Genomic DNA, 18,823 nt, shown 5'->3' with positions numbered 1-18,823 from the left:
CTATCCACCGAGGAAGGATTTGCGGACTTCGGGATTGGCGAGCAACTCGTGGCCGGTTCCCGTTCGCCAGTTTTCGCCGCCGACCAGCACATAGCCGCGATCGGCGATGTTCAGCGCCTGCCGGGCGTTCTGCTCGACCATGAGGATGGCGAGACCGGTGTCCCGGACTTCAAGGATGCGGTCGAACAGCTCGTCCATGACGATCGGCGACACGCCGGCGGTCGGTTCGTCAAGCATGAGCACGGTCGGCCGGGTCATCAGCGCGCGTCCGACGGCCACCTGCTGGCGCTGTCCGCCCGAAAGTTCGCCCGCGGCCTGCCGGCGTTTTTCCTTGAGGATCGGGAACAGAGCGAACACCTGTTCCATCGTCCCGCTGATGTCGTCGCGACGCAGATAGGCGCCCATCTCGAGGTTTTCCTCGACGCTCATTCCGGTAAAGACATTGTTGGTTTGCGGCACGAAGGCGATGCCCTCTGCCACGCGCGCCTGTGGCGACAGCGTCGTGATGTTCTTTCCGTCGAGGACGACGGACCCCAGCCGCAGGCGCAGCATTCCAAGCATCGCCTTCATGGCGGTCGATTTTCCCGCACCGTTTGGCCCGACGATAACGGCGATCTCGCCCTTTTCGACACCGATGGTGCAGTCGCGGAGAATGTCGCCGCCGCCGTAGCCGCCGGTCATGCCTTCGCCAACCAGATACATCAGGCCCCGGCCTCCGGCTGGCTTGCCGCGACCTGCATCTGGCGTGGCGTCTTGTTCTTCAGTCCGCGTCCGAGATAGGCCTCGATCACCGCCTCGTTGCTGCGCACTTCGTCGGCGGTTCCCTCGGCCAGAACCGTTCCTTCCGCCATCACGATCACCGGGTCGCAGAGCTTGCCGATGAAATCCATGTCATGCTCGATCATGCAGAACGTGTAGCCCCGCTCCTCGTTCAGGCGGATGATCGCATCGCCGATCTCGCCGAGCAGCGTGCGGTTCACGCCGGCGCCGACCTCGTCGAGAAGCACGACCTTGGCGTCGACCATCATCGTGCGGCCGAGTTCGATCAGTTTCTTCTGGCCGCCGGACAAATTACCTGCCAGCTCCTGCGCGACATGGCCAAGATTGAGGAACTCGATCACCTCCATGGCGCGCTCGCGAATGCGCTTTTCCTGACGCTTGACCTCGCCAAAGCCGAACCACGCATTCATCAGGCCTTCCCCGAGCTGGTTGTCCGGCACCATCATCAGGTTTTCCAGAACAGTGAGCGTCGAGAACTCGTGCGCGAGCTGGAACGTGCGCAGCAGCCCCTTCTTGAACAACTCGTGCGGCGGCAGGCCGGTCACGTCCTCGCCGTCGAGCAGGATGTGTCCGCTGGTCGGCCGGAGATTGCCGGCGATAATGTTGAAGAGGGTCGTCTTTCCGGCGCCGTTCGGCCCGATCAGGCCGGTGATCGACCCCCGCGCGATTTTGAGAGTCGCGTTTTCGACCGCGTGGACGCCGCCGAATTGCTTGTAGACGGATTTGACTTCGATCATGTTTGACAGGCTTACGTTTTCGCAGTGTCAAGCACGACGCTTGCCGAAAGGCAATGCCGATACATTTCCAACCCGGCGCTTTCGCCCGGAATTTGTGGGAAAGCCCTCAAGCCGCGGCCTTGAGCGCCTTTTCCGCCTCGACCGCGCGCTGATACGCCGGGCGTGAGAGTACCCGATCGAAATAGGCGCCGACATGCGCGGGCGCGATCTCGAACTTGCCGCTGCGCGCCCACATGCCGCAGTGGCCGAGGACGATATCGACGCAAGTGAAACGATCGCCCATCGCGTAGTCGTTGCCGCCGATCCGCTGCCCCAGCGTCTTGCATTCGCGGCGGAATTCGGCCTGGACCCACGGGACGATCTCGCTGCGCAATTCCTCCGGCAGCAGCAGCCGGTGCTTCAGCTTGTTCCACATCGGCGCTTCGAATTCCGACAGCGCATAGAGCATCCAGCTTTCCATCAGGGCGCGTTCCCGTGGGTCGCGCGGGCCGAACCCGGCATCGGCGTGCTTCTCGGAAAGAAAAAGGCAGATCGCTGCGGAATCCGTCAGCACGAAGTCGCCGTCCTTGAGCACCGGACCCTTGCCGGAGGGGTTGAGCCCCTCAAGATCCTTCGTGCCGAGACGGGCCTTGTTCAGGCTGTATGGTTCGCCGAGTTCCTCCAGCATCCATGTCACGCGCGTCATGCGCGACAGCGGCGATCCGTAAACATGATACGTCATGAATTCCTACTTTCCGAGCTCGACCGACCGCTTGCGGGCGGCCTCGACGGCTTCGGTCATGAGCTTCGTCAGCCGCCCGTCCTTCATCAGCACCGACAGGGCGGCTTCGGTCGTCCCTTGGGGGCTGGTCACCTGCTCGCGCAGGGTTCCCGGTTCGACACCGCTCTCGTGAGCGTAGACGGCGGCGCCATAGATCGTCTGCCGGGCAAGCTGCGCGGCGATCTCGTCCGGCAGGCCGGCGGTGCGCGCGGCCTCGGTGAGCGCCTCGATCATGTGGAACAGATAGGCCGGTCCGGAACCGGAAACGGCGGTGACCGCGTCCATCAGGCTCTCGTCGTCGATCACCGCCACGTCGCCGCTCGCCGCCATCAGGGTGCGCGCGAATTCCATGCTCGCTTCGCCGACGCGGCTGTTGGCGCACAGCACCATCATCCCGGCACCCACGGCGGCCGGTGTGTTCGGCATGACACGGATGATCGCGGCGTTTGCGCCGAGCTTTTCCTCGAAACGGGCGATCGTGATGCCTGCCGCCACGCTGACGACCGTGCTGCCCGCATCCGCGAAACGGGCGTAGTCGGGCAGGACCGCATCGACGGCCTGCGGTTTGACGGCGAGGATGACCAGCGCGGGGTTCAGTTCATGGGGCAAATCGCTTGCGCCTGCGGCGACATTGACCCCCAGCTCGCCGGCACGGCTCCGAAGCTGCTCGCTGGGTTCGACCACATAGACGTCGCCCGCCTGGAGCGCTCCCGATGCCAGCCAGCCTTTCAGCATGGCAAAGCCCATATTGCCGCATCCGGCCAGGATAACGGTGTTTTTGCCGGTCATCGTTTGCCAGTTCCTCCGCTTTCGGCCAGCGATAAAGGCAGGCGTGACGCGGTGCAAGAGGAAGAGGTGCCTACTCCGACCGGAGCTTGAAACGCGAACACAGACGCAGTCCGAACAGCGCGGCGACCAGCGTCAGCCAGATCGGGTCCGCCCTTCGGAAAAAGTAACTCTCCATGGCAGAGTTCATGATCATAAACGACACGATCATGAGGCAGAGATCGGCAAGCAGTACGTTCTCGCGGAAGGGCGGCGTGCGCAGATATTGCCACAACGGGGCGAGCAACAGGAGCCACACCGAAAGAAACAGCGCCGGCAATCCCATGAACAGGGTGACATCCAGAAAGCCGCTATGGCCGTGAACGATGCCGCGCGGATCCCACGTGCTGTCGAAGGCCTGCTCGGCATTTTCCGTGACGGCCTCGCCCCAGAAACTGTCGTAGCCAAACCCGGTCCACGGATGTCGTGTTACGAAATCGCGCGCGAACTCCCAGATCTCGATGCGGCCGGTAAAGGTGGTGGTTTCGTTGAAGCCGCGAAGAATTGCGTCGAACGACGGAACGAAAACCGTTCCGATGGTCAGGGCGTAGATCGACACCACGGAGAAGATGATGGCGCTTGCCGCGAGGAACCGCATGCCGACGAGCGACGGCACCATCACAAGCACGATGATCGCCGGCACCAGCGCCGTGCTCGTCTTGGATCCGGTGTTCCAGACAAACACGATCGCGGCGAGCGCAATGATCGCGCCGGGGAGACGCCAACCGCGCCGTGTAAGGTAAATGCCAGAAAACGCGATCGCCGCCATGACCGGCCCGGCGGTGTTCTTGTGGGTGAAGATTCCCCGCCACAACCCCGAGTGGTTCGCTTCAACCCCTTCGGCCGTATGAATTGCGGCCTCAGGATAGATCAGGACGCCTGCATAGGAGAGTATCAGTACGGCCGCGCAGGCAGTTGCCAGCGCGGCCGAAAGCGCTCTGGCGTTGTTGGGCAGGGCAAAGGCCGTGGCCGCCATCACGGTCGCGATGATGGTAAACAGCGTCGACCGCACTGCGTCATCCGGATCCGCGGCTGTGTAACCGGAAATGACGAGCAAGACGAACATTGCGATCCAGCCGAGGCTGAGCATTCGCGATGCGACTTCGCGGCCGGTCATCGTCAGCAATGCGAGAACAGCGGCGGCGCTGACGGCGGTGTACCCGATCTGGTTGATCAGTTTTCCGTCGGACGCAGATTCCGTATCGGAGAGGGATGCGACATCGAACGGGGAGAACGAAATCCACGCCACCGCCAGCACCGCAAAGGCCAGCAGCGATCTGACCTCAACGCCCCGGCGCGGTGTGAAGCCGGCCTCAGTTCTTCTCGGGATCGCGATATTGTTCATTGGCGTATCCGAACTCGGACATGATCCGTCCGAGCGCAACATGAACCGGGTAGAGTGATGGCAACAGCGAGCCGGTGCTGGCGAAGCGGACGGCGAACCGCGGTGGCGCCGCGGCGAGCAACGCCAGGCTTTTGGCGATCGTTCGCGTCCGGCCGAAGACGTCTCCGGCGCGCCTCCGGTGTTCGATCGCCGCACTCAGCATGCCGTTGCGCAGGGATCGTGCCTGAATCCACGACCATGTGACGCGGCGCTCGGGAACGGTCTCGCGCACGATTGCCTCGTTGCACCACGCGATGCGGAACCCCTTGGTGCGCGCCCGTTGGATGAAGTCGGAGTCGCCGCCCCCGGTGAAATTGAACCGGGGATCGAGGAACGGCTGCGGCATCGCTCTGAGCACGTCACTGCGAACGAGGAGATTGCCGGATGAATAGATCACCGGGACGGGCCCGGTCTCGTTGTGATGCGGGGTAAAGACGGGATGCGTCTGCCAGTCGCCACGCACATCGCCCTCGAACACGGCAATCTGCGGCCCGCCGACGAGGGCGCAGTCAAGCCGTTCGGAGGTGGCGCAAAGCTGCTCGATCCAGTTGGGATCGGCGATTTCGTCGTCGTCAATGACGGCGAGGTATCGCAAGTTCGGAAAGAGCGTGAAGGCGGTGAACCAGCCGGCATTGTACGCATGGCAATTGCCGCGTTCATGGGCGATCACAACGAGGCCGTTGTCGGCACCTGACTGGAAACGGGGCGCGGCGGCCTCGGCGCCCGCGCCCCCCTCGGCGTCGTTTTCCATGACGATCACGGCGAAGGGGCGGCTGGTTTTCTGAGCTCGAAGGCTGTCGAGCGTGCGCAAAAGGTGGTCGGGCCGCCGGAAGGTTGGCACGGTGACGGCAATTTCCACCGCCGCGGCGTCGAGTCCCGGGGTCTGCCCGGCGAGCGAGATGTTGTCGGCGAGTCTCTGTTTCAAGGATTGGTCCGTCCGGTGTCGGCGCGCTTGTTCACGCAGCGAAGCAGAAACCGGTTAAGGAACGTTTACGGCTTGTAAACCAAACACCTTCCGTCCGATTAAGCGGTGGTTCAGCAATCGATGGTAGAGCCCCGCGCCACCGCAGGAGTGCTTATGCATCTGGTCTTAGTATCGTCACTCATTCCATCCGGTCCCCCCGAAAGCGGTTTTGAGATCGCCAATCAGGCGATCATCGAGGGATTGCGCCGCGTTGGCGTCAAGGTCACGCTTCTCGGGTTCAAATGGCCGGACGCGTCGCTGAGCTACCCGGAAAATTCCGTGTGTCTTGGCGAGGTCGACGTAAAGACGGATACCTCGTCCCTGCCGCAGAAGCTTCGCTGGCTGGGCAAGGCGGTTGCCGGCGGACTGACATTCTCCTCCGCGAAGCTGCGCATCGTTTCGCAGGACAAGCTGCGCGAAGCCATCGCGTCCATCGGCCCGTTTGACGGGTTTGTCCTGAACGGCGCCCCTCTCGCCGGGGCCTTCGAGGAAATCCTCACCAGCAGACCTTTCATCTTCGTCGCGCACAATGTCGAGCACGTATCCGCTGCACAAAATGCCGGTGAGGCGGCATCGCCGGTCGAACGCCTGCTGTTTCGCCGCGAAGCATCAGTGCTGAAGGCGCTCGAGCGCCGGCTCTGCGACAAGGCGCAGTTCGTCCTGACCCTGGCGGATGACGACATCGCCCCGCTTGGCCTATCGGACAGCGCACGGGTCCGGTCGGTGCCGTTGACAACACCGGCGGCTCCGAATGCCGGCAAGCCCCGTACGCCAGCCTTCGACACCGGAATGATCGGAACCTGGACCTGGGCGCCGAACCGGATCGGCCTCGAATGGTTTCTTCAAAATGTGGTTCCTCGCCTGCACCCGGATCTGTCGATCGCCATTGCCGGGAAATTGCCTTCGGGCTTCCCGCAGCGCGATCCTCGTGTGCGCTTTCTCGGCAGGGTGGACGATGCCAAGGAATTCATGCGCCAGTGTCGGGTTATTTCGCTTGCCTCACGCGCGGGAACCGGGATCCAGTTGAAGACGATCGAAACCCTCGAACTCGGACTCCCGGCGGTAGCGACGCCGTCTTCCTTGCGGGGTATTGCCGAAAAGCCGGACAATCTCCTGCAGGCCGACGATGCGGCCGGCTTTGCCGAGCAGCTTCAGAGCCATGTGGTCGGGCAGCGCACGGGAACGGTCAAGGATGTTGACGGCCGTGTGTTCCGGGCCACGCAGCAGGAGCGAATGGACGAGGTTCTTCGGTTCGCGCTTGGCTTCGTCATCAAATCTTCGCTCTAATGGCAGCCTCTTCCTTAAGGGTATTACAAGGCTTCTCGGCTATAAGCCGTAGTCTGTGCGGGTAAGCCGTTTCTCTCCAGGGAGCGGCGAATGGTGGCAGATGTTGCAGACAGTAACGGTGAACGAAGAGGGGCCCGCCCGCGAAATCGTCGGGGTCGAAGTGCGCGACTTCACGCGCGAAGAGGCTCTCGATTTCGTTCATGAGCGGATCGCGGCTTCCAGATACACTCCGATTACGTTTCTCAATGCCCACAATGCCAATGTGGCGGAAACCGATCCCGCCTTTCGGGAGGCGCTGGACGGTTTCACCGTCCTGTCGGACGGCATCGGCGTCGATATTGCCGCGAGAATTCTTCACGGCCAGCGATTTCGCGCAAATCTGAACGGCACGGATTTCGTGCCCGACTTGTTGCGCGCGGCGCCAGACCGCTTGCGAGTGGGTTTGTTCGGGGGAAAGCCCGGCGTAGCGGCGCGAGCTGCAACGCGCTTTCACGAAATCGCCCCGCGTCACGAATATCGGGTGCTTCAACATGGCTATGTCGACCCGATCCAGGAGGCCGAGGTTTTGAACGCGCTCGAGGCCTGGCGACCGGACATATTGCTTGTCGCTCTCGGCGTTCCCAAACAGGAACTCTGGATCGCTCAAAGAATTGACGAGCGGCATTGCATCGTTCCTCTGGGCATTGGCGCACTGTTCGACCTGGTAACGGGGACGGTTCCACGTGCGCCGCGTTGGATCAGGGCCATTCGGATGGAATGGATGTACCGTCTCACCCGGGAGCCCGGGCGGCTATGGAAGCGGTATCTTGTAGGAAACCCGGTTTTTCTCGCGCGCGTGTTACGTCAGAAGATGGTCGGAAAGACGGGACAATCTCATGCGTAACGCGATCATAACGGCAAGCTATGCCCCCGATTTCGAGCGTTGCGCGATCCTGTGCGAGACCATCGACCGGCTAGTTACCGGTTTTGAATGCCACTATCTTCTTGTCGACATGCCCGACAAGGAGCTTTTCGCGCAACTTGAGGGCCCCAAGCGAAAAATACTCACAGAAGCAGAGCTTCTTCCGTGGTGGATGCGGCGCATTCCGTCGATGCTTTCGCCCGGCGGCCGGCGCATCTGGCTCAGCCCTCTGACCGTGCCGCTGCACGGTTGGCACGTTCAGCAGATCAAGCGCATTGCCGCTGCCCTTCGCCTCGATGTCGACGGGTTGCTTTATTGTGATTCCGACACAGCCTTCGTCCGTCCGTTCGACGTCCAGGAGATCTGGAACGACGATTCGATACGGCTCTACCGCGAGAATGAAGGCGCGTTGGCGGCAAAGGACGCCCATCTCCATTGGGCCGCGCACGCAGCAAGGGCGTTCGGCCTAGGCGATCCGGCCGGCCTCAACCACAATTATGTCAGTTCGATCGTTACTTGGAAGCGCCAGACAGTCGTTGACATGTGCGCCCACATGGAACGAGAGCATGGCCGTTCATGGGTCTCCATTCTCGGCGCGACGCGCAGTTTTTCCGAATGCATGATCTATGGAGCCTATGTGGACGGCGTCCTCGACGGAGCGGGTCATTTCCACGATCCGGTAACCCTGTGCTCGATGAAATGGTTTCAGCCGGCGCCGAGCCGAAACGAGGTGAGAGCAATGCTGGACGACCTCGAGGAGAGGCAGGTTGCCGTCGGGGTTCAGTCATTCCTGCCGATGCCCGCGGAAGATTTCCGGGCCGCCATCGGCGGAGAGCGCCGCGCCGCCTAGTTCATCCGGAAGGTTTCAAACCCTGGTCGGAGGCCTCCTCATCGCCCTGTAGGTCAGCGCAAAGCTTATCGCGTAGAGGGTGGCGAACACGGCGTTGGTCCAGATCAGCCAATCTTCGGGGTTGCCGAAATGGCTGAGAAGCGCGAGCAGCAACACGGCCTTCAGGGCGCCGATAACGCCGTAATTGAACATCCGCAGCAAACTTTGTCCGCGCCCGTAGAGCAGTTCGGCCTGGTACTCGATCAGATTGCGGAATGCAGGAACGAGGAGAACGAGGCCCAGGAGTGCGCCGGCCGATGCAACATTGGAACCGAGAATGTCCGGTTTAACGGTGAATACCAGTACTATCGCCGCCATTGCCGCCGTCGAAACGGCGAAGATTCCTGCTTCCACCAAGGCACGCGCCTTCCATCCGCCCAGCATGTCAGGCCGGCGCATCAGCCGTTGCACGAGCAGCGTTGAAAAACTGCGTACCGGCATGGCGGTCAGGTCTATCAAGCGCATGATGATGGCATAAAGGCCCGCCGATACCGATCCCCCGGCGGCGAGCACGACCAGCTTGTCGAGTTCGGACTGGGCGTAGAACAAGACGTCCGAGCCGCTGACGGCAAGCGCGTCGCCAATCCGCCGGCGATAAAGCGCCGGCCTGAACCGCAATTTCCTGCGAGGGTAGAAGATCGCGACGGCCAGCATCGCCATGATGCCCTGCGTCACGAAATAGATCGCGGCCCACGTGGCGAGAGACGGAAACGCGCTCATGGCCAATAGCCCTGCCGCGAGCGCTTTCATCGTAAAGCCGAACACGATCAGCAGGGACGCCCGGCCGAAGCGCTCCAGCCCCTTGTTCACGTTAATGACGACCTCGAGCGTTCGCCAGAGCAGGATTTCGGTTCCCGCGATCAACGCGAAGGTTAGCGCCGACATGCCCTGGTCGAACAGAAGCAGATAAACGGTGGCGCCCGCCGCAACGACCAGCGGCAAGGACAGGCCGAGCGCGGCAAGGTATCCCGCCGTATAGACGCCGATCAGTTGCGGCTTGACGGTCGCGATGCGGTAAAGGGGCGATATGAAGCCGATCGCGGCGATGCGCGACAGGACGATTCCCGTCGCCGACGCGGTCGCGAACAGCCCGAATTCGGAAAGCGAAAGCGTGTTGGCGACGAGATAGAAATACACGAGCTGGATGAACACGCGGATGCCGTCTCCGCTGAACACGGCGAAATATTTTCGCAGGAGGTCGCCAACCGGCTCGCCGTAACGGGTGTTCGATAGAACGCTGCTCATGCCGCTCGGTAGCACGAAAGCCTTAAGGCGAGGTTCCGGCAAGCGGCCCGCAGGCAGAGGCCGGTTGAATTTCACAGCCGGGAGGTTGGGGTTTAATCTTTTGTTATCCCTGAAATTTTAGGTTGTGTTTACCCCTCGCGAGCGCGCCGTGCGCCGCGCGAATTTCTAACCGGTGCGAGATGTCCCGACCCTACAGCGACCACAGGAAGCGCAGAAAAATTCCGCCATTGCTCTCGCTTGCCGGCGCGGGGTCGGCCACGCGGAAGAGCAGTTCTGATGGTCCCTCGGTCACAGGTCTCGGCGCTACCCCGGCGCGTTTGGCTGACGCCGCCGACCGCCACCGGAAGGCGCGCGCCGCCCGCGAGACGAAAAAATCCAATCCGATTCTGGCCGAACTTGCCGCGCAGGGTGCGCGCGGAGAGGAACCGAGAGCAGCCATTTCCGATTCTCCTGTCGCAGATGAATCCGCCCGGGTCGCCGTGCGCGATAGGAAGCCAAGGGACAACGGTGAGTTTCAGCCGTTGATCGATCCAGCCCTACTGGCCGGCACGATCTGGGACTGGCGCTATCGGATTATCGGAATAGCTGTCGCGGGTTTTGCGCTGGGGGCGCTGGTCGCCCTCTCGACGCCGCATAAATACACCGCCTTTTCGCAGATACTTGTCGATCCGCGCGAGGTAAAGCTGGTGGGCCGCGATGTCGCACCGGATTTCCTCTCCAACGAGGCGGCGCTCGCCATCGTCGACAGTAAACTGGAGCTGATCAGGGCGCCGAGCGTCCTCCGCAAGGTTGTCGATAGGACCAACCTTGACCAGGATCCGGAATTCAACGGCACAACGAAGGCCTTTGGCGGCGTCGTTCAGTCGTTCAGGGACGTCCTTTCACTACTGTCCAGCAGCGATGGTGTGGAAGAACGCGATCACGAGGCGATCAAGAATCTTCGCGACAGTCTGTGGGCGAAGCGCACCAATCGTACCTTCGTCATTCAGGTGGGCGTCGAGTCGCGTGATCCGGCGAAATCCGCGCGTCTCGCCAACGAATTGACCGCCGCGTTCATCGACCAGCAGGAGCAACTCACGTCGGAGACAGCGCGTGACGCTTCGAGGGCTCTCGGCGCTCGTATTGGCGATCTGCGCGCAGATGTCGAGGAAGCCGAACAGGCACTCGAAACCTATCGCGCGCAAAGCGGCCTGATCGGCCCGGGCGGGCGTCTCGTGACTGACGACCAGTTGGCTGCGGTGACCGCTCAACTCGCCGAGGCGAGGGCTTCGACGATCGCCGCCAAGTCACGAGCCGAAGCCGCAAGGGAAGTTGATGCACCATCGGTCATCGCTGGCGGATTGCCGCAGGACATCACTTCCTCCTCCCTCAGCGCCCTGCGCACCCAGCACGGGACGCTCAAGCAGCAGATCGCCTCCCTCGAAAACGCACTCGGGCCGCGACATCCCAGACTGACCGACGCCAAGGCCGCGCTGGCCTCGCTTGAAAACGAAATCTCGGCCGAAGTCCGGCGTATCGTGTCAGGCACGCAGGCCGATCTGCGCCGCGCCGTGCAAAACGAGCAGGCGCTTGCCGCCTCGCTTGCGGAATTGAAGGCGGAGTCGGTGAGCAACAACGATTCGCAGATCCGCCTGCGTGAACTCGAGCGAAGTCTGGCAACCGCACGCCAGATCTACGAGGCGTTTTTGTTGAGGGCCCGCGAGACCGGCGAGATCGAGGCGCTCGGTTCGACCAATGTGAAGATCATCGCTCCGGCCGAGGTTCCCGAGGATCCATCGACCCCGTCGCGCAAGATCGTTGCCGCCGGATTTGGCATCGTTGGCTTCTTCACCGGAATCACGCTCGCATTTCTCTCCGCGCTGCGGCAGACCTTTGCCGGCGGCCCGGACGGGCGCGAAGGCGGCAGACGCCGCCGACGCCAATCCTCCACGCATCGGATCGTGGAGGCATTGCGCCAGCGCGGTGAGGAACGCGGTTCGACCATTGCCACTGCTGCAGGTGAAGCACCGGGGCATGGAAAAACGTCAGAAGAATTGAAGCGGCCCGATACCGCGCAATCCGCAGGAGCGCACGAAATGTACGCCTTTCACTATCCTCATCAGCCCTACCCGACGCAGCCCTGGCAGAGCGCCGATTATCAGCGAGGGTGGATGCATCCGGCTGGATTTCCCACTCAGGTGCCAGGCTTTTATGGACCCGCTGCGGTGATGCCCTATCCACCTATGCCGCAGCCCTATGCGCCATCCTACCCGGTCGCCGGCCAGCATCATTCGTTCTATCCATATCCCTATGCGCCTCCGGTACAGCATGGAGCTCCACCGTCCGCAGTCACGCCCGCTGCCGGGTCCGCTCAGCCGGTGAATGCGCATGCCGACCCCGCACGCCCCGATGACGGGGAACTGGGAGAACTGCGTCGATCCATTCGCGAAATCCGCGAAACCGTCGAAGCGCTGGTTCGTCGCCGGTCGAACGGGGGACGCCGCGTCGCCTGACCCTTCGGCTGCAAGTGGTCCAAATCCGTCACGACAGGACGCTTCAAGCTTTTCATTCAGCTTTGAGCCGTGCAAATGTCCGCGGGCATTTGGAGTCGGGAAAACAGATGGCTGAGCGAATTGACGGCAAGGCGGTGGCGGCCGAGGTGATCGAAAGGGTCAAGCGTGCCGCTGACGCGCTGAGGGAAAAGACCGGCACCAAGACGGGCCTTGCAGTCGTTATCGTTGGCGACGACCCGGCCAGCCAGGTATATGTTGCGTCCAAGGGGCGCATGGCCAAGGAATGCGGCTTTCACTCGGTTGAGCACCGCCTGCCGGAAGACGCGAGCGGCGACGAACTGATCGATCTGGTCGGTCGGCTAAACGACGATCCGTCCATACACGGCATCCTTGTCCAGTTGCCGCTTCCCGCCCACATGGATGCCGGACGCGTGATCCAGACCATTTCGCCGGAAAAGGACGTCGACGGCTTTCACTTCATCAATGTCGGCAAGCTGGGCACGGGCGAGCGGGAGACGGCATTCGTACCGTGTACCCCGGCGGGCTCGATGTTGCTGATAGAACGGACCATCGGCAAGGAACTGTCCGGAAAGACGGCGGTGGTCGTCGGCCGCTCCAACATCGTCGGCAAGCCTATGGCCAATCTCCTTCTCGCCGCCAATGCGACGGTGACGATTGCGCATTCCCGCACGCCCGATCTTGCGGCGGTATGCCGGACTGCAGACGTACTGGTGGCGGCGGTCGGCCGCCCGGAAATGGTGCGCGGCGACTGGATCAAGCCCGGAGCGGTGGTCATAGATGTCGGCATCAACCGCATCGACGCGCCAGAGCGGGGAGAGGGCAAGACAAGGCTGGTCGGCGACGTCGCCTATGGTGAAGCCGAGAAGGTCGCAAGCGCAATCACGCCGGTTCCCGGAGGTGTGGGGCCGATGACGATCGCCATGCTGATGGCCAATGCCGTGACGTCCGCCTATCGCGCGGCCGGCGAGCAGCCTCCCTCTTTCTAGGCTTCCGCGCGGGAGTACGGTGCGATATAGCGCGCGCTCATGACCTCCGACGCACCGCCCGCGCGCCATTTTTCATTTGTCCTTGCGGACAAATTCCCGATGTTTTGCCTTGCGGCGGCGATCGACGTGTTCCGGTCGGCCAACAGGATGAGCGACACCAGCTATTACAGCTGGGGCACCGTCTCCCATGACGGCGAGCCGGTCGCCGCTTCCAACGACCTCACGATCAAGGCCGCATACAGCGTTGAAACAATGCCTGCCAGCGACATCATCTTCGTCGTGGCGGGGCTGACGACCGAGTTCGAGGGCAAGTCCAAGATCATCAACATGCTGAGGACGTCGGGCCGCCGGGGTGTCTCGCTTGGCGGCATATCGATCGGCAGTCACACACTTGCCGAGGCGGGACAGCTCGAAGGACACCGTTGCACGATCCATTGGGAGAACCGGGCGTCCTTTCGCGAGCGCTTTCCGCATATCGAGTGCACGGGAAACGTCTACGAGATCGACCGGAAACGCTACACGTCGGCGGGGGGAACAACATCGGTGGACCTGATGCTCGAGATCGTCCGCAGCGATTTCGGATCGGAACTGGCAAACAAGGTCGCGAACCAGTTTCAGCACGAGCGCATCCGCAGCCACCAGGACAGGCAGCGGGTCGGCCAGGAGCCGGACCTGACAGGCAAGTCCGAAAAGTTGCGCCGCGTGACCGAACTTATGGCCGAAAATCTGGAACAGCCGCTAACGGCCGGCGAACTTGCGGAATCCGTGCAATTGTCGGTGCGCCAAGTCGAGCGCCTTTTTCTACGCCACCTCAGTTCGACGCCCGGCAGATATTACATGACGCTGCGGCTGGAGCGCGCGCGACAGCTACTACGGCAGACGAACATCCCTATACTTGAAGTCGCGCTGTCCACGGGGTTCACTTCGCACAGCTACTTCGCGCAGAGTTACCGCCTGCAGTTCGGTCGTGCACCAAGCGACGAACGGCGTACGAGCTACTAAAGGGTCAGCTAGCGACTCGCCAAGTTCTCGATGAGGTGGTGAATTTCGGTTGGCTTGCGGTAGACCTTGGCATCCGGGAACTTCTTCAACAGTTCGATGCGGTCGCCATGGCCGGTGTGAAAGACGAAGGGGATACCGCGCCGTATCAGTTTTTCCGCGACGGGAAACACGTTCCGGCCCCTCAGATTGACGTCGAGAATGGCGAAATCGAACGACTGTTTCTCCACTGCGTCGAGGCACGATTCCACGGTGGAATACGGTCCGACAACCGTTGCGCCCTCGTCTTCGAGCGTCATCTGCAGGTCAAGCGCGATAAGACCCTCGTCTTCCGCGACCAAGATTGAGCAATGGTCCAGCATCTTTCGCAAACGCGCCTACCGCTCTTTGGTTCCATCCGCGAGTTTGAAGTCGAGACTCCAGAAGAGCTGGCCGTCCTTCAAGGTCCGCTTCATTTCACCGCCCAACTGTTGCGTGCTCAGCCGCATCAATGATGATCCAAAACCCTCGTCGATTTCCTGGCTATCAGCGGCGCCATTGTGGCGTTCACTCCATCTGAGAGACAATCCGTCTCCTCCATCATGGTTCCAGGAAATGGAGACCCTGCCGTCTTGGCCCTCGGCCCAAGCCCCATATTTGACCGCATTGGTTGCCAATTCGTTGATGATGAGCCCGAGAGGCGTAACCTGCTCGGCGGAGACCGGCACCGGCGGCCCGTCGATTGAGATCGCGTCCTCGCTGGATATGTAGGGCAGGGCGACGGCCGAAACGAGGTCGTCCAAGGTGGTTCTGCCCGGTCCATCGATGGTGGCCGTAAGCTCGTGCGCCCTGGCCAGAGCGTACACGCGTTCGTGAATTTTCTTCGTTGCTTCGCGAGCATCCGTTTCCTCGCGCCCGGAATTGCGAATCAGCGAGAGCACGATCGCAAAGAGATTCTTCACGCGGTGATTGAGTTCGCGGGCGAGCAACTCGGTTTTCGCCTTCTCAGTCTCGACGGCCTCGAGGTTCCCCTCCACCTGCGCGAGCCTGGCTGTGCGCCATCCCTGAAAGAGCAGCATCCCGAAGAGCAACACGACGCCGGACCCGAGCAGAAGGAACATGAGGGAATACCGGTCCTGAGCCCTTTTGGCGCGCTCCAGCGCCGACACGAGAATGCCTTGCTCGTAGGCTTCCAGTTGGCGGATCACCACTCGGAACCTGTCCATGATCTCCTTGCCGCGATCGGTGTTGACCACCGCGAGGGCCTCGTCGCTTTTCCCGCCTTTGACAAAGGCAATGGTCAAGGAAAGTTCGGAAAACTTGTCGTTTCCGAGCGACTCAAGCTTGTCTACGAGGCTCTTCTGCGTTTCGGTCGCTGCGCCGGCCAGAAGACCGCGCAGATTTTCGATCGCACCGGCAAATGTTGCGCTCGCGGTTTCGTAGGGCTCGAGATAGTCGGACCGTTCGGTCAAAACAAAGCCGCGCTGCGCCGTCTCTGCGTTGATCACTGCCGAGTACGCTCTATTGACTTCGATCAGAACAGCGGACGTCAGTTCCACCTGATGACGCGCCGCCTGTTCGATCCGGAAGGTCCGTGTCGTCTCGATCGCAACCCAGATCATCAGCGCGACAAGCAGCGCGATGATGGCAAAAAGCCCTAACATGCGTTGCGTCGCGGCTTTGATGGTGGCGTTCCTCTTGATAGGTCGGTGCGCCCTACCAGATCGGCAGAGAGCGCGAAAGTCCCGTCACGGATGAATACAAAAGGTGTTGAGAGTGTGATGGGAGCCCGGTCGACCCAGGCGAGAGCGGCTCGCGGGTTTCGGCGGCTCTCTGTCTGCAGTGGCTGCGTGGGGGAAGAGTGCCTCGACGAGATGCCGTTCCCGCCCCCCCGCGTCAAGGGATGGCCATAAGGCTCGATGGGACGCCCGGGCTCCGTTTACAATGCGAATGGGCGCTCAAGTGCTCGCGTGGGCGAACGACTGTTAACCGAACGCGCTCGCACCTGCGTCGGCACGGCCGGCGACGGCGCGGAATGTACCGAACAGTTCACGTCCCACACCAAAGGCGTTTCCGGTGAGGTCCGCCGTCGCGGGCTCCCGCACTTCGAAATCCTCGGCGTCGGTCACGACGGCTAGCGTCCCGTTTTCGGCATCCACCCGCACAATGTCGCCGGCGCGAACCTTGCCGATCGGCCCGCCATCGAGCGCCTCGGGCGTTACGTGGATGGCAGAGGGGACTTTGCCGGAGGCGCCGGACATGCGGCCATCGGTCACCAGAGCTACCTTGTAGCCACGGTCCTGCAGCACGCCCAGTGGCGGCGTCAGCTTATGCAGTTCCGGCATGCCATTGGCCTTCGGTCCCTGAAAGCGGATCACGGCGACGAAGTCCTTCTCAAGCTCGCCCTTGCGGAAAGCCTCGAGCAGTTCTTCCTGACTGTGGAAAATGACGGCTGGCGCTTCGATCACGTGGCGCTCCGGCTTGACCGCCGAGATCTTGATAACCGCCTTGCCCAGATTGCCAGCCAGCATCTTGAGCCCGCCATTGGGCTGGAAGGGCCTGGAAATGGGCGAGAGTACTTTCTCGTCGCCCGACAATTCGGGAGCGGGGCTCCGGGCTACCGTATCGCCGTCGAGCTTCGCTTCCACCATGTAAGGTTCGAGTCCCTGCCCGAAGACGGTGCGCACGTCCCGGTGAAGCATTCCGCCGGAGGCCAATTCGCGGATCATGAAACCGAGACCGCCGGCGGCGTGGAAATGGTTCACGTCCGCGAGCCCGTTCGGATAGACGCGCGCCAGCAGCGGCGTGACGTCCGACAGGTCGGAAATGTCCGGCCAGGTGAGCTTGATGCCGGCTGCGGCGGCCATGGCAATCAGGTGGATCGTGTGGTTGGTCGATCCGCCAGTCGCATGCAGGCCGATCACGCCATTCACGATAGAACGCTCGTCGATCATCTCGCCGGCGGGCGTGAACTCGTTTCCGAGCGCGGTTATGGCCAGGGCGCGCTTGGCGGCTTCCCGGGTCAGCGCATCGCGCAGCGGCGTATTCGGATTGACGAAGGATGCACCCGGCATGTGCAGCCCCATGATCTCCATCAACATCTGGTTGGAATTCGCGGTTCCGTAGAAGGTGCATGTTCCGGGGCTGTGGTAGGAAGCGCTTTCGGCCTCGAGCAGTTCCTCGCGGCCGACCTTTCCTTCGGCGTAGAGCTGGCGGATGCGCGCCTTTTCGTCGTTCGGCAATCCCGACGGCATTGGCCCCGCCGGGATGAACACTGCCGGCAGGTGTCCGAAGGTCAGCGCCGCGATCACCAGCCCGGGAACAATCTTGTCGCACACACCGAGATAGACGGCCGCGTCGAACATGTCATGCGATAGCCCGACCGCGGCGGCCATCGCGATCACGTCGCGCGAGAACAGTGACAGCTCCATGCCGGCCTGGCCCTGGGTGACACCATCGCACATCGCCGGAACACCCCCCGCGACCTGGGCGACGCCGCCTGCTTCGCGGGCCGCCTGCTTGATCAGGCCGGGAAACGTCTCGAACGGCTGATGCGCCGACAACATGTCGTTATATGCCGTGATAATGCCGAGATTGGGAACCACATCGCCCTTGAGGGCCGCCTTGTCGCGCGGTCCGCAGGCAGCAAACCCGTGCGCGAGGTTGCCGCAGGACAGCGTCGAGCGCTTCGGACCTTTGGCCGCACGATCGGCGAGTCGCTCGAGATAGACCTCCCGGCTCTTTCGCGAGCGCTCGCGAATCCGCTCGGTGACTTCGGCGACGGTCTTGTGGACATCATAGGCGGTCATGGATCCAGCTCCACGGAAAAAGACAAAGCTCAGGCATACGGACGCTTTATGGCGCCCAGAAAACGTGTACCGGCGTCCGATCCTGATAAAGGACCGCGCGCACGGGTATTTCGGAGGCGTTCGACCCGGACAGGGCCGTATCGAACACGGCGGCTTTTTCCGCACCTTCGATATGAAGCGCGAGAAACTTGGTTTCGAGCAGAGCCGGCAGCGTCAGCGTCAGGCGGGTTTCACCGGCACCTTCGGCCTGCATCGGCAGCACCCGGCTGTTGTGTTCGGCGTCGAGGGCGTCGGCGAGCCGGTCGCCGCCAGGAAAGAACGAGGCGGTATGCCCATCCGTTCCCATGCCGAGCACCACTGCGTCTATCGGCCATGAAAGTCCGGCGAAAATCTCTTCGCTCTTTTCGGCATTGGCGCCCGGCGAAGCGAGCGATGTCTCGTAGGCTACGAAATGTGCCTTGGCGGCGCGGTCCCGAAGCAACGTTTCGCGCACAAGGCGCTGGTTTGCGCGCTCGTGATCAGCCGGCACGATCCGCTCGTCCACCAATATCACCGTCACCCTGTCCCATTCTATGGCAGTCCGGGAGAGTACATCGAACAATTTTCGCGGCGTCGAGCCGCCCGAAACTGCGAGCGTCGCCTGGCCCTTTTCCGCAACGGACCCTGCAAGGACGGCCGCTATTCCGGCGGCGAGGGCCACCGCCAGGGCGTCACGATCCGGATAGGAATGGCGATGAACCCCTCTCGCGGTTTCCTCCATGGCGG

Annotated in this window: 17 protein-coding genes; 6 read left to right on the top strand and 11 right to left on the bottom strand. The window is 62.1% G+C overall.

Translation table 11 applies throughout. The features are described from left to right. The 6 genes from LC298_RS00785 to LC298_RS00760 all read right to left on the bottom strand — a co-directional run bounded on the left by LC298_RS00785 (position 1) and on the right by LC298_RS00760 (position 5,411). The gene (locus tag LC298_RS00785; RefSeq protein WP_131565540.1) at positions 1-702 is read right to left on the bottom strand and encodes an ABC transporter ATP-binding protein; all 702 of its coding nucleotides are present in this window, start codon (positions 700-702) and stop codon (positions 1-3) included. After that, positions 702-1,517, bottom strand: coding sequence for an ABC transporter ATP-binding protein (locus tag LC298_RS00780; RefSeq protein WP_131565542.1), 816 nt, complete (start codon positions 1,515-1,517; stop codon positions 702-704). The genes LC298_RS00785 and LC298_RS00780 overlap by 1 nt, the downstream gene beginning before the upstream one ends. A gap of 106 nt (positions 1,518-1,623) precedes the next feature. Beyond that, entirely contained in the window at positions 1,624-2,238 is a 615-nt protein-coding gene (locus LC298_RS00775) for a glutathione S-transferase family protein (protein ID WP_131565544.1), read from the bottom strand. Between the two features lie 6 nt (positions 2,239-2,244). Continuing rightward, positions 2,245-3,066: a pyrroline-5-carboxylate reductase gene (proC, locus tag LC298_RS00770; protein WP_131565546.1), complete on the bottom strand. Its 822-nt coding sequence runs from the start codon at positions 3,064-3,066 to the stop codon at positions 2,245-2,247. A 70-nt stretch (positions 3,067-3,136) separates the two neighbouring features. Beyond that, positions 3,137-4,447, bottom strand: a complete 1,311-nt coding sequence (locus LC298_RS00765) for an O-antigen ligase family protein (RefSeq protein WP_131565548.1) — start codon at positions 4,445-4,447, stop codon at positions 3,137-3,139. Next, the gene (locus LC298_RS00760; RefSeq protein WP_131565549.1) at positions 4,416-5,411 is read right to left on the bottom strand and encodes a glycosyltransferase family 2 protein; all 996 of its coding nucleotides are present in this window, start codon (positions 5,409-5,411) and stop codon (positions 4,416-4,418) included. Before LC298_RS00760 ends, LC298_RS00765 begins: the two co-directional genes overlap by 32 nt. Before the next feature lie 153 nt (positions 5,412-5,564). Between LC298_RS00760 and LC298_RS00755 the strand changes: the two genes are divergently transcribed. From LC298_RS00755 to LC298_RS00745, 3 genes are all read left to right on the top strand, one after another. Continuing rightward, a complete protein-coding gene (locus tag LC298_RS00755; protein WP_131565551.1) occupies positions 5,565-6,737 on the top strand; it encodes a glycosyltransferase in 1,173 nt (390 codons plus the stop codon). A gap of 100 nt (positions 6,738-6,837) precedes the next feature. Beyond that, a complete protein-coding gene (locus tag LC298_RS00750; protein ID WP_131565552.1) occupies positions 6,838-7,620 on the top strand; it encodes a WecB/TagA/CpsF family glycosyltransferase in 783 nt (260 codons plus the stop codon). Beyond that, positions 7,613-8,488, top strand: coding sequence for a DUF6492 family protein (locus LC298_RS00745; protein ID WP_131565554.1), 876 nt, complete (start codon positions 7,613-7,615; stop codon positions 8,486-8,488). Before LC298_RS00750 ends, LC298_RS00745 begins: the two co-directional genes overlap by 8 nt. A 15-nt stretch (positions 8,489-8,503) precedes the next feature. Here LC298_RS00745 and LC298_RS00740 read toward each other — a convergent pair whose 3' ends face one another. Continuing rightward, a complete protein-coding gene (locus LC298_RS00740; RefSeq protein ID WP_131565556.1) occupies positions 8,504-9,772 on the bottom strand; it encodes a lipopolysaccharide biosynthesis protein in 1,269 nt (422 codons plus the stop codon). 179 nt (positions 9,773-9,951) lie between these two features. Here LC298_RS00740 and LC298_RS00735 point away from each other — a divergent pair, with 179 nt between their 5' ends. The 3 genes from LC298_RS00735 to LC298_RS00725 all read left to right on the top strand — a co-directional run bounded on the left by LC298_RS00735 (position 9,952) and on the right by LC298_RS00725 (position 14,273). Next, positions 9,952-12,264, top strand: coding sequence for a GNVR domain-containing protein (locus LC298_RS00735; protein ID WP_131565558.1), 2,313 nt, complete (start codon positions 9,952-9,954; stop codon positions 12,262-12,264). A gap of 107 nt (positions 12,265-12,371) precedes the next feature. Further along, positions 12,372-13,271, top strand: a complete 900-nt coding sequence (folD, locus tag LC298_RS00730) for a bifunctional methylenetetrahydrofolate dehydrogenase/methenyltetrahydrofolate cyclohydrolase FolD (protein WP_131565560.1) — start codon at positions 12,372-12,374, stop codon at positions 13,269-13,271. A gap of 39 nt (positions 13,272-13,310) precedes the next feature. Next, on the top strand, positions 13,311-14,273 hold the full coding sequence (locus tag LC298_RS00725; RefSeq protein WP_131565562.1) for a GlxA family transcriptional regulator: 963 nt from the start codon (positions 13,311-13,313) through the stop codon (positions 14,271-14,273). An 8-nt stretch (positions 14,274-14,281) separates the two neighbouring features. Here the strand turns inward: LC298_RS00725 and LC298_RS00720 are convergent, their stop codons facing one another. The 4 genes from LC298_RS00720 to pgl all read right to left on the bottom strand — a co-directional run bounded on the left by LC298_RS00720 (position 14,282) and on the right by pgl (position 18,818). Then, on the bottom strand, positions 14,282-14,632 hold the full coding sequence (locus tag LC298_RS00720; RefSeq protein WP_131565564.1) for a response regulator: 351 nt from the start codon (positions 14,630-14,632) through the stop codon (positions 14,282-14,284). A gap of 15 nt (positions 14,633-14,647) precedes the next feature. Beyond that, entirely contained in the window at positions 14,648-15,913 is a 1,266-nt protein-coding gene (locus LC298_RS00715) for a sensor histidine kinase (protein ID WP_131565566.1), read from the bottom strand. A 321-nt stretch (positions 15,914-16,234) separates the two neighbouring features. Then, the gene (gene edd / locus LC298_RS00710; protein ID WP_131565568.1) at positions 16,235-18,058 is read right to left on the bottom strand and encodes a phosphogluconate dehydratase; all 1,824 of its coding nucleotides are present in this window, start codon (positions 18,056-18,058) and stop codon (positions 16,235-16,237) included. A 46-nt stretch (positions 18,059-18,104) separates the two neighbouring features. Beyond that, positions 18,105-18,818, bottom strand: coding sequence for a 6-phosphogluconolactonase (gene pgl / locus LC298_RS00705; RefSeq protein WP_131565915.1), 714 nt, complete (start codon positions 18,816-18,818; stop codon positions 18,105-18,107). Positions 18,819-18,823: the final 5 nt, after the last annotated feature.

Source organism: Oricola cellulosilytica, from assembly GCF_019966575.1.
In the GTDB taxonomy this organism is placed as follows: Bacteria; Pseudomonadota; Alphaproteobacteria; order Rhizobiales; family Rhizobiaceae; genus Oricola; species Oricola cellulosilytica.
This window is presented reverse-complemented; position numbering and strand designations above follow the sequence as displayed.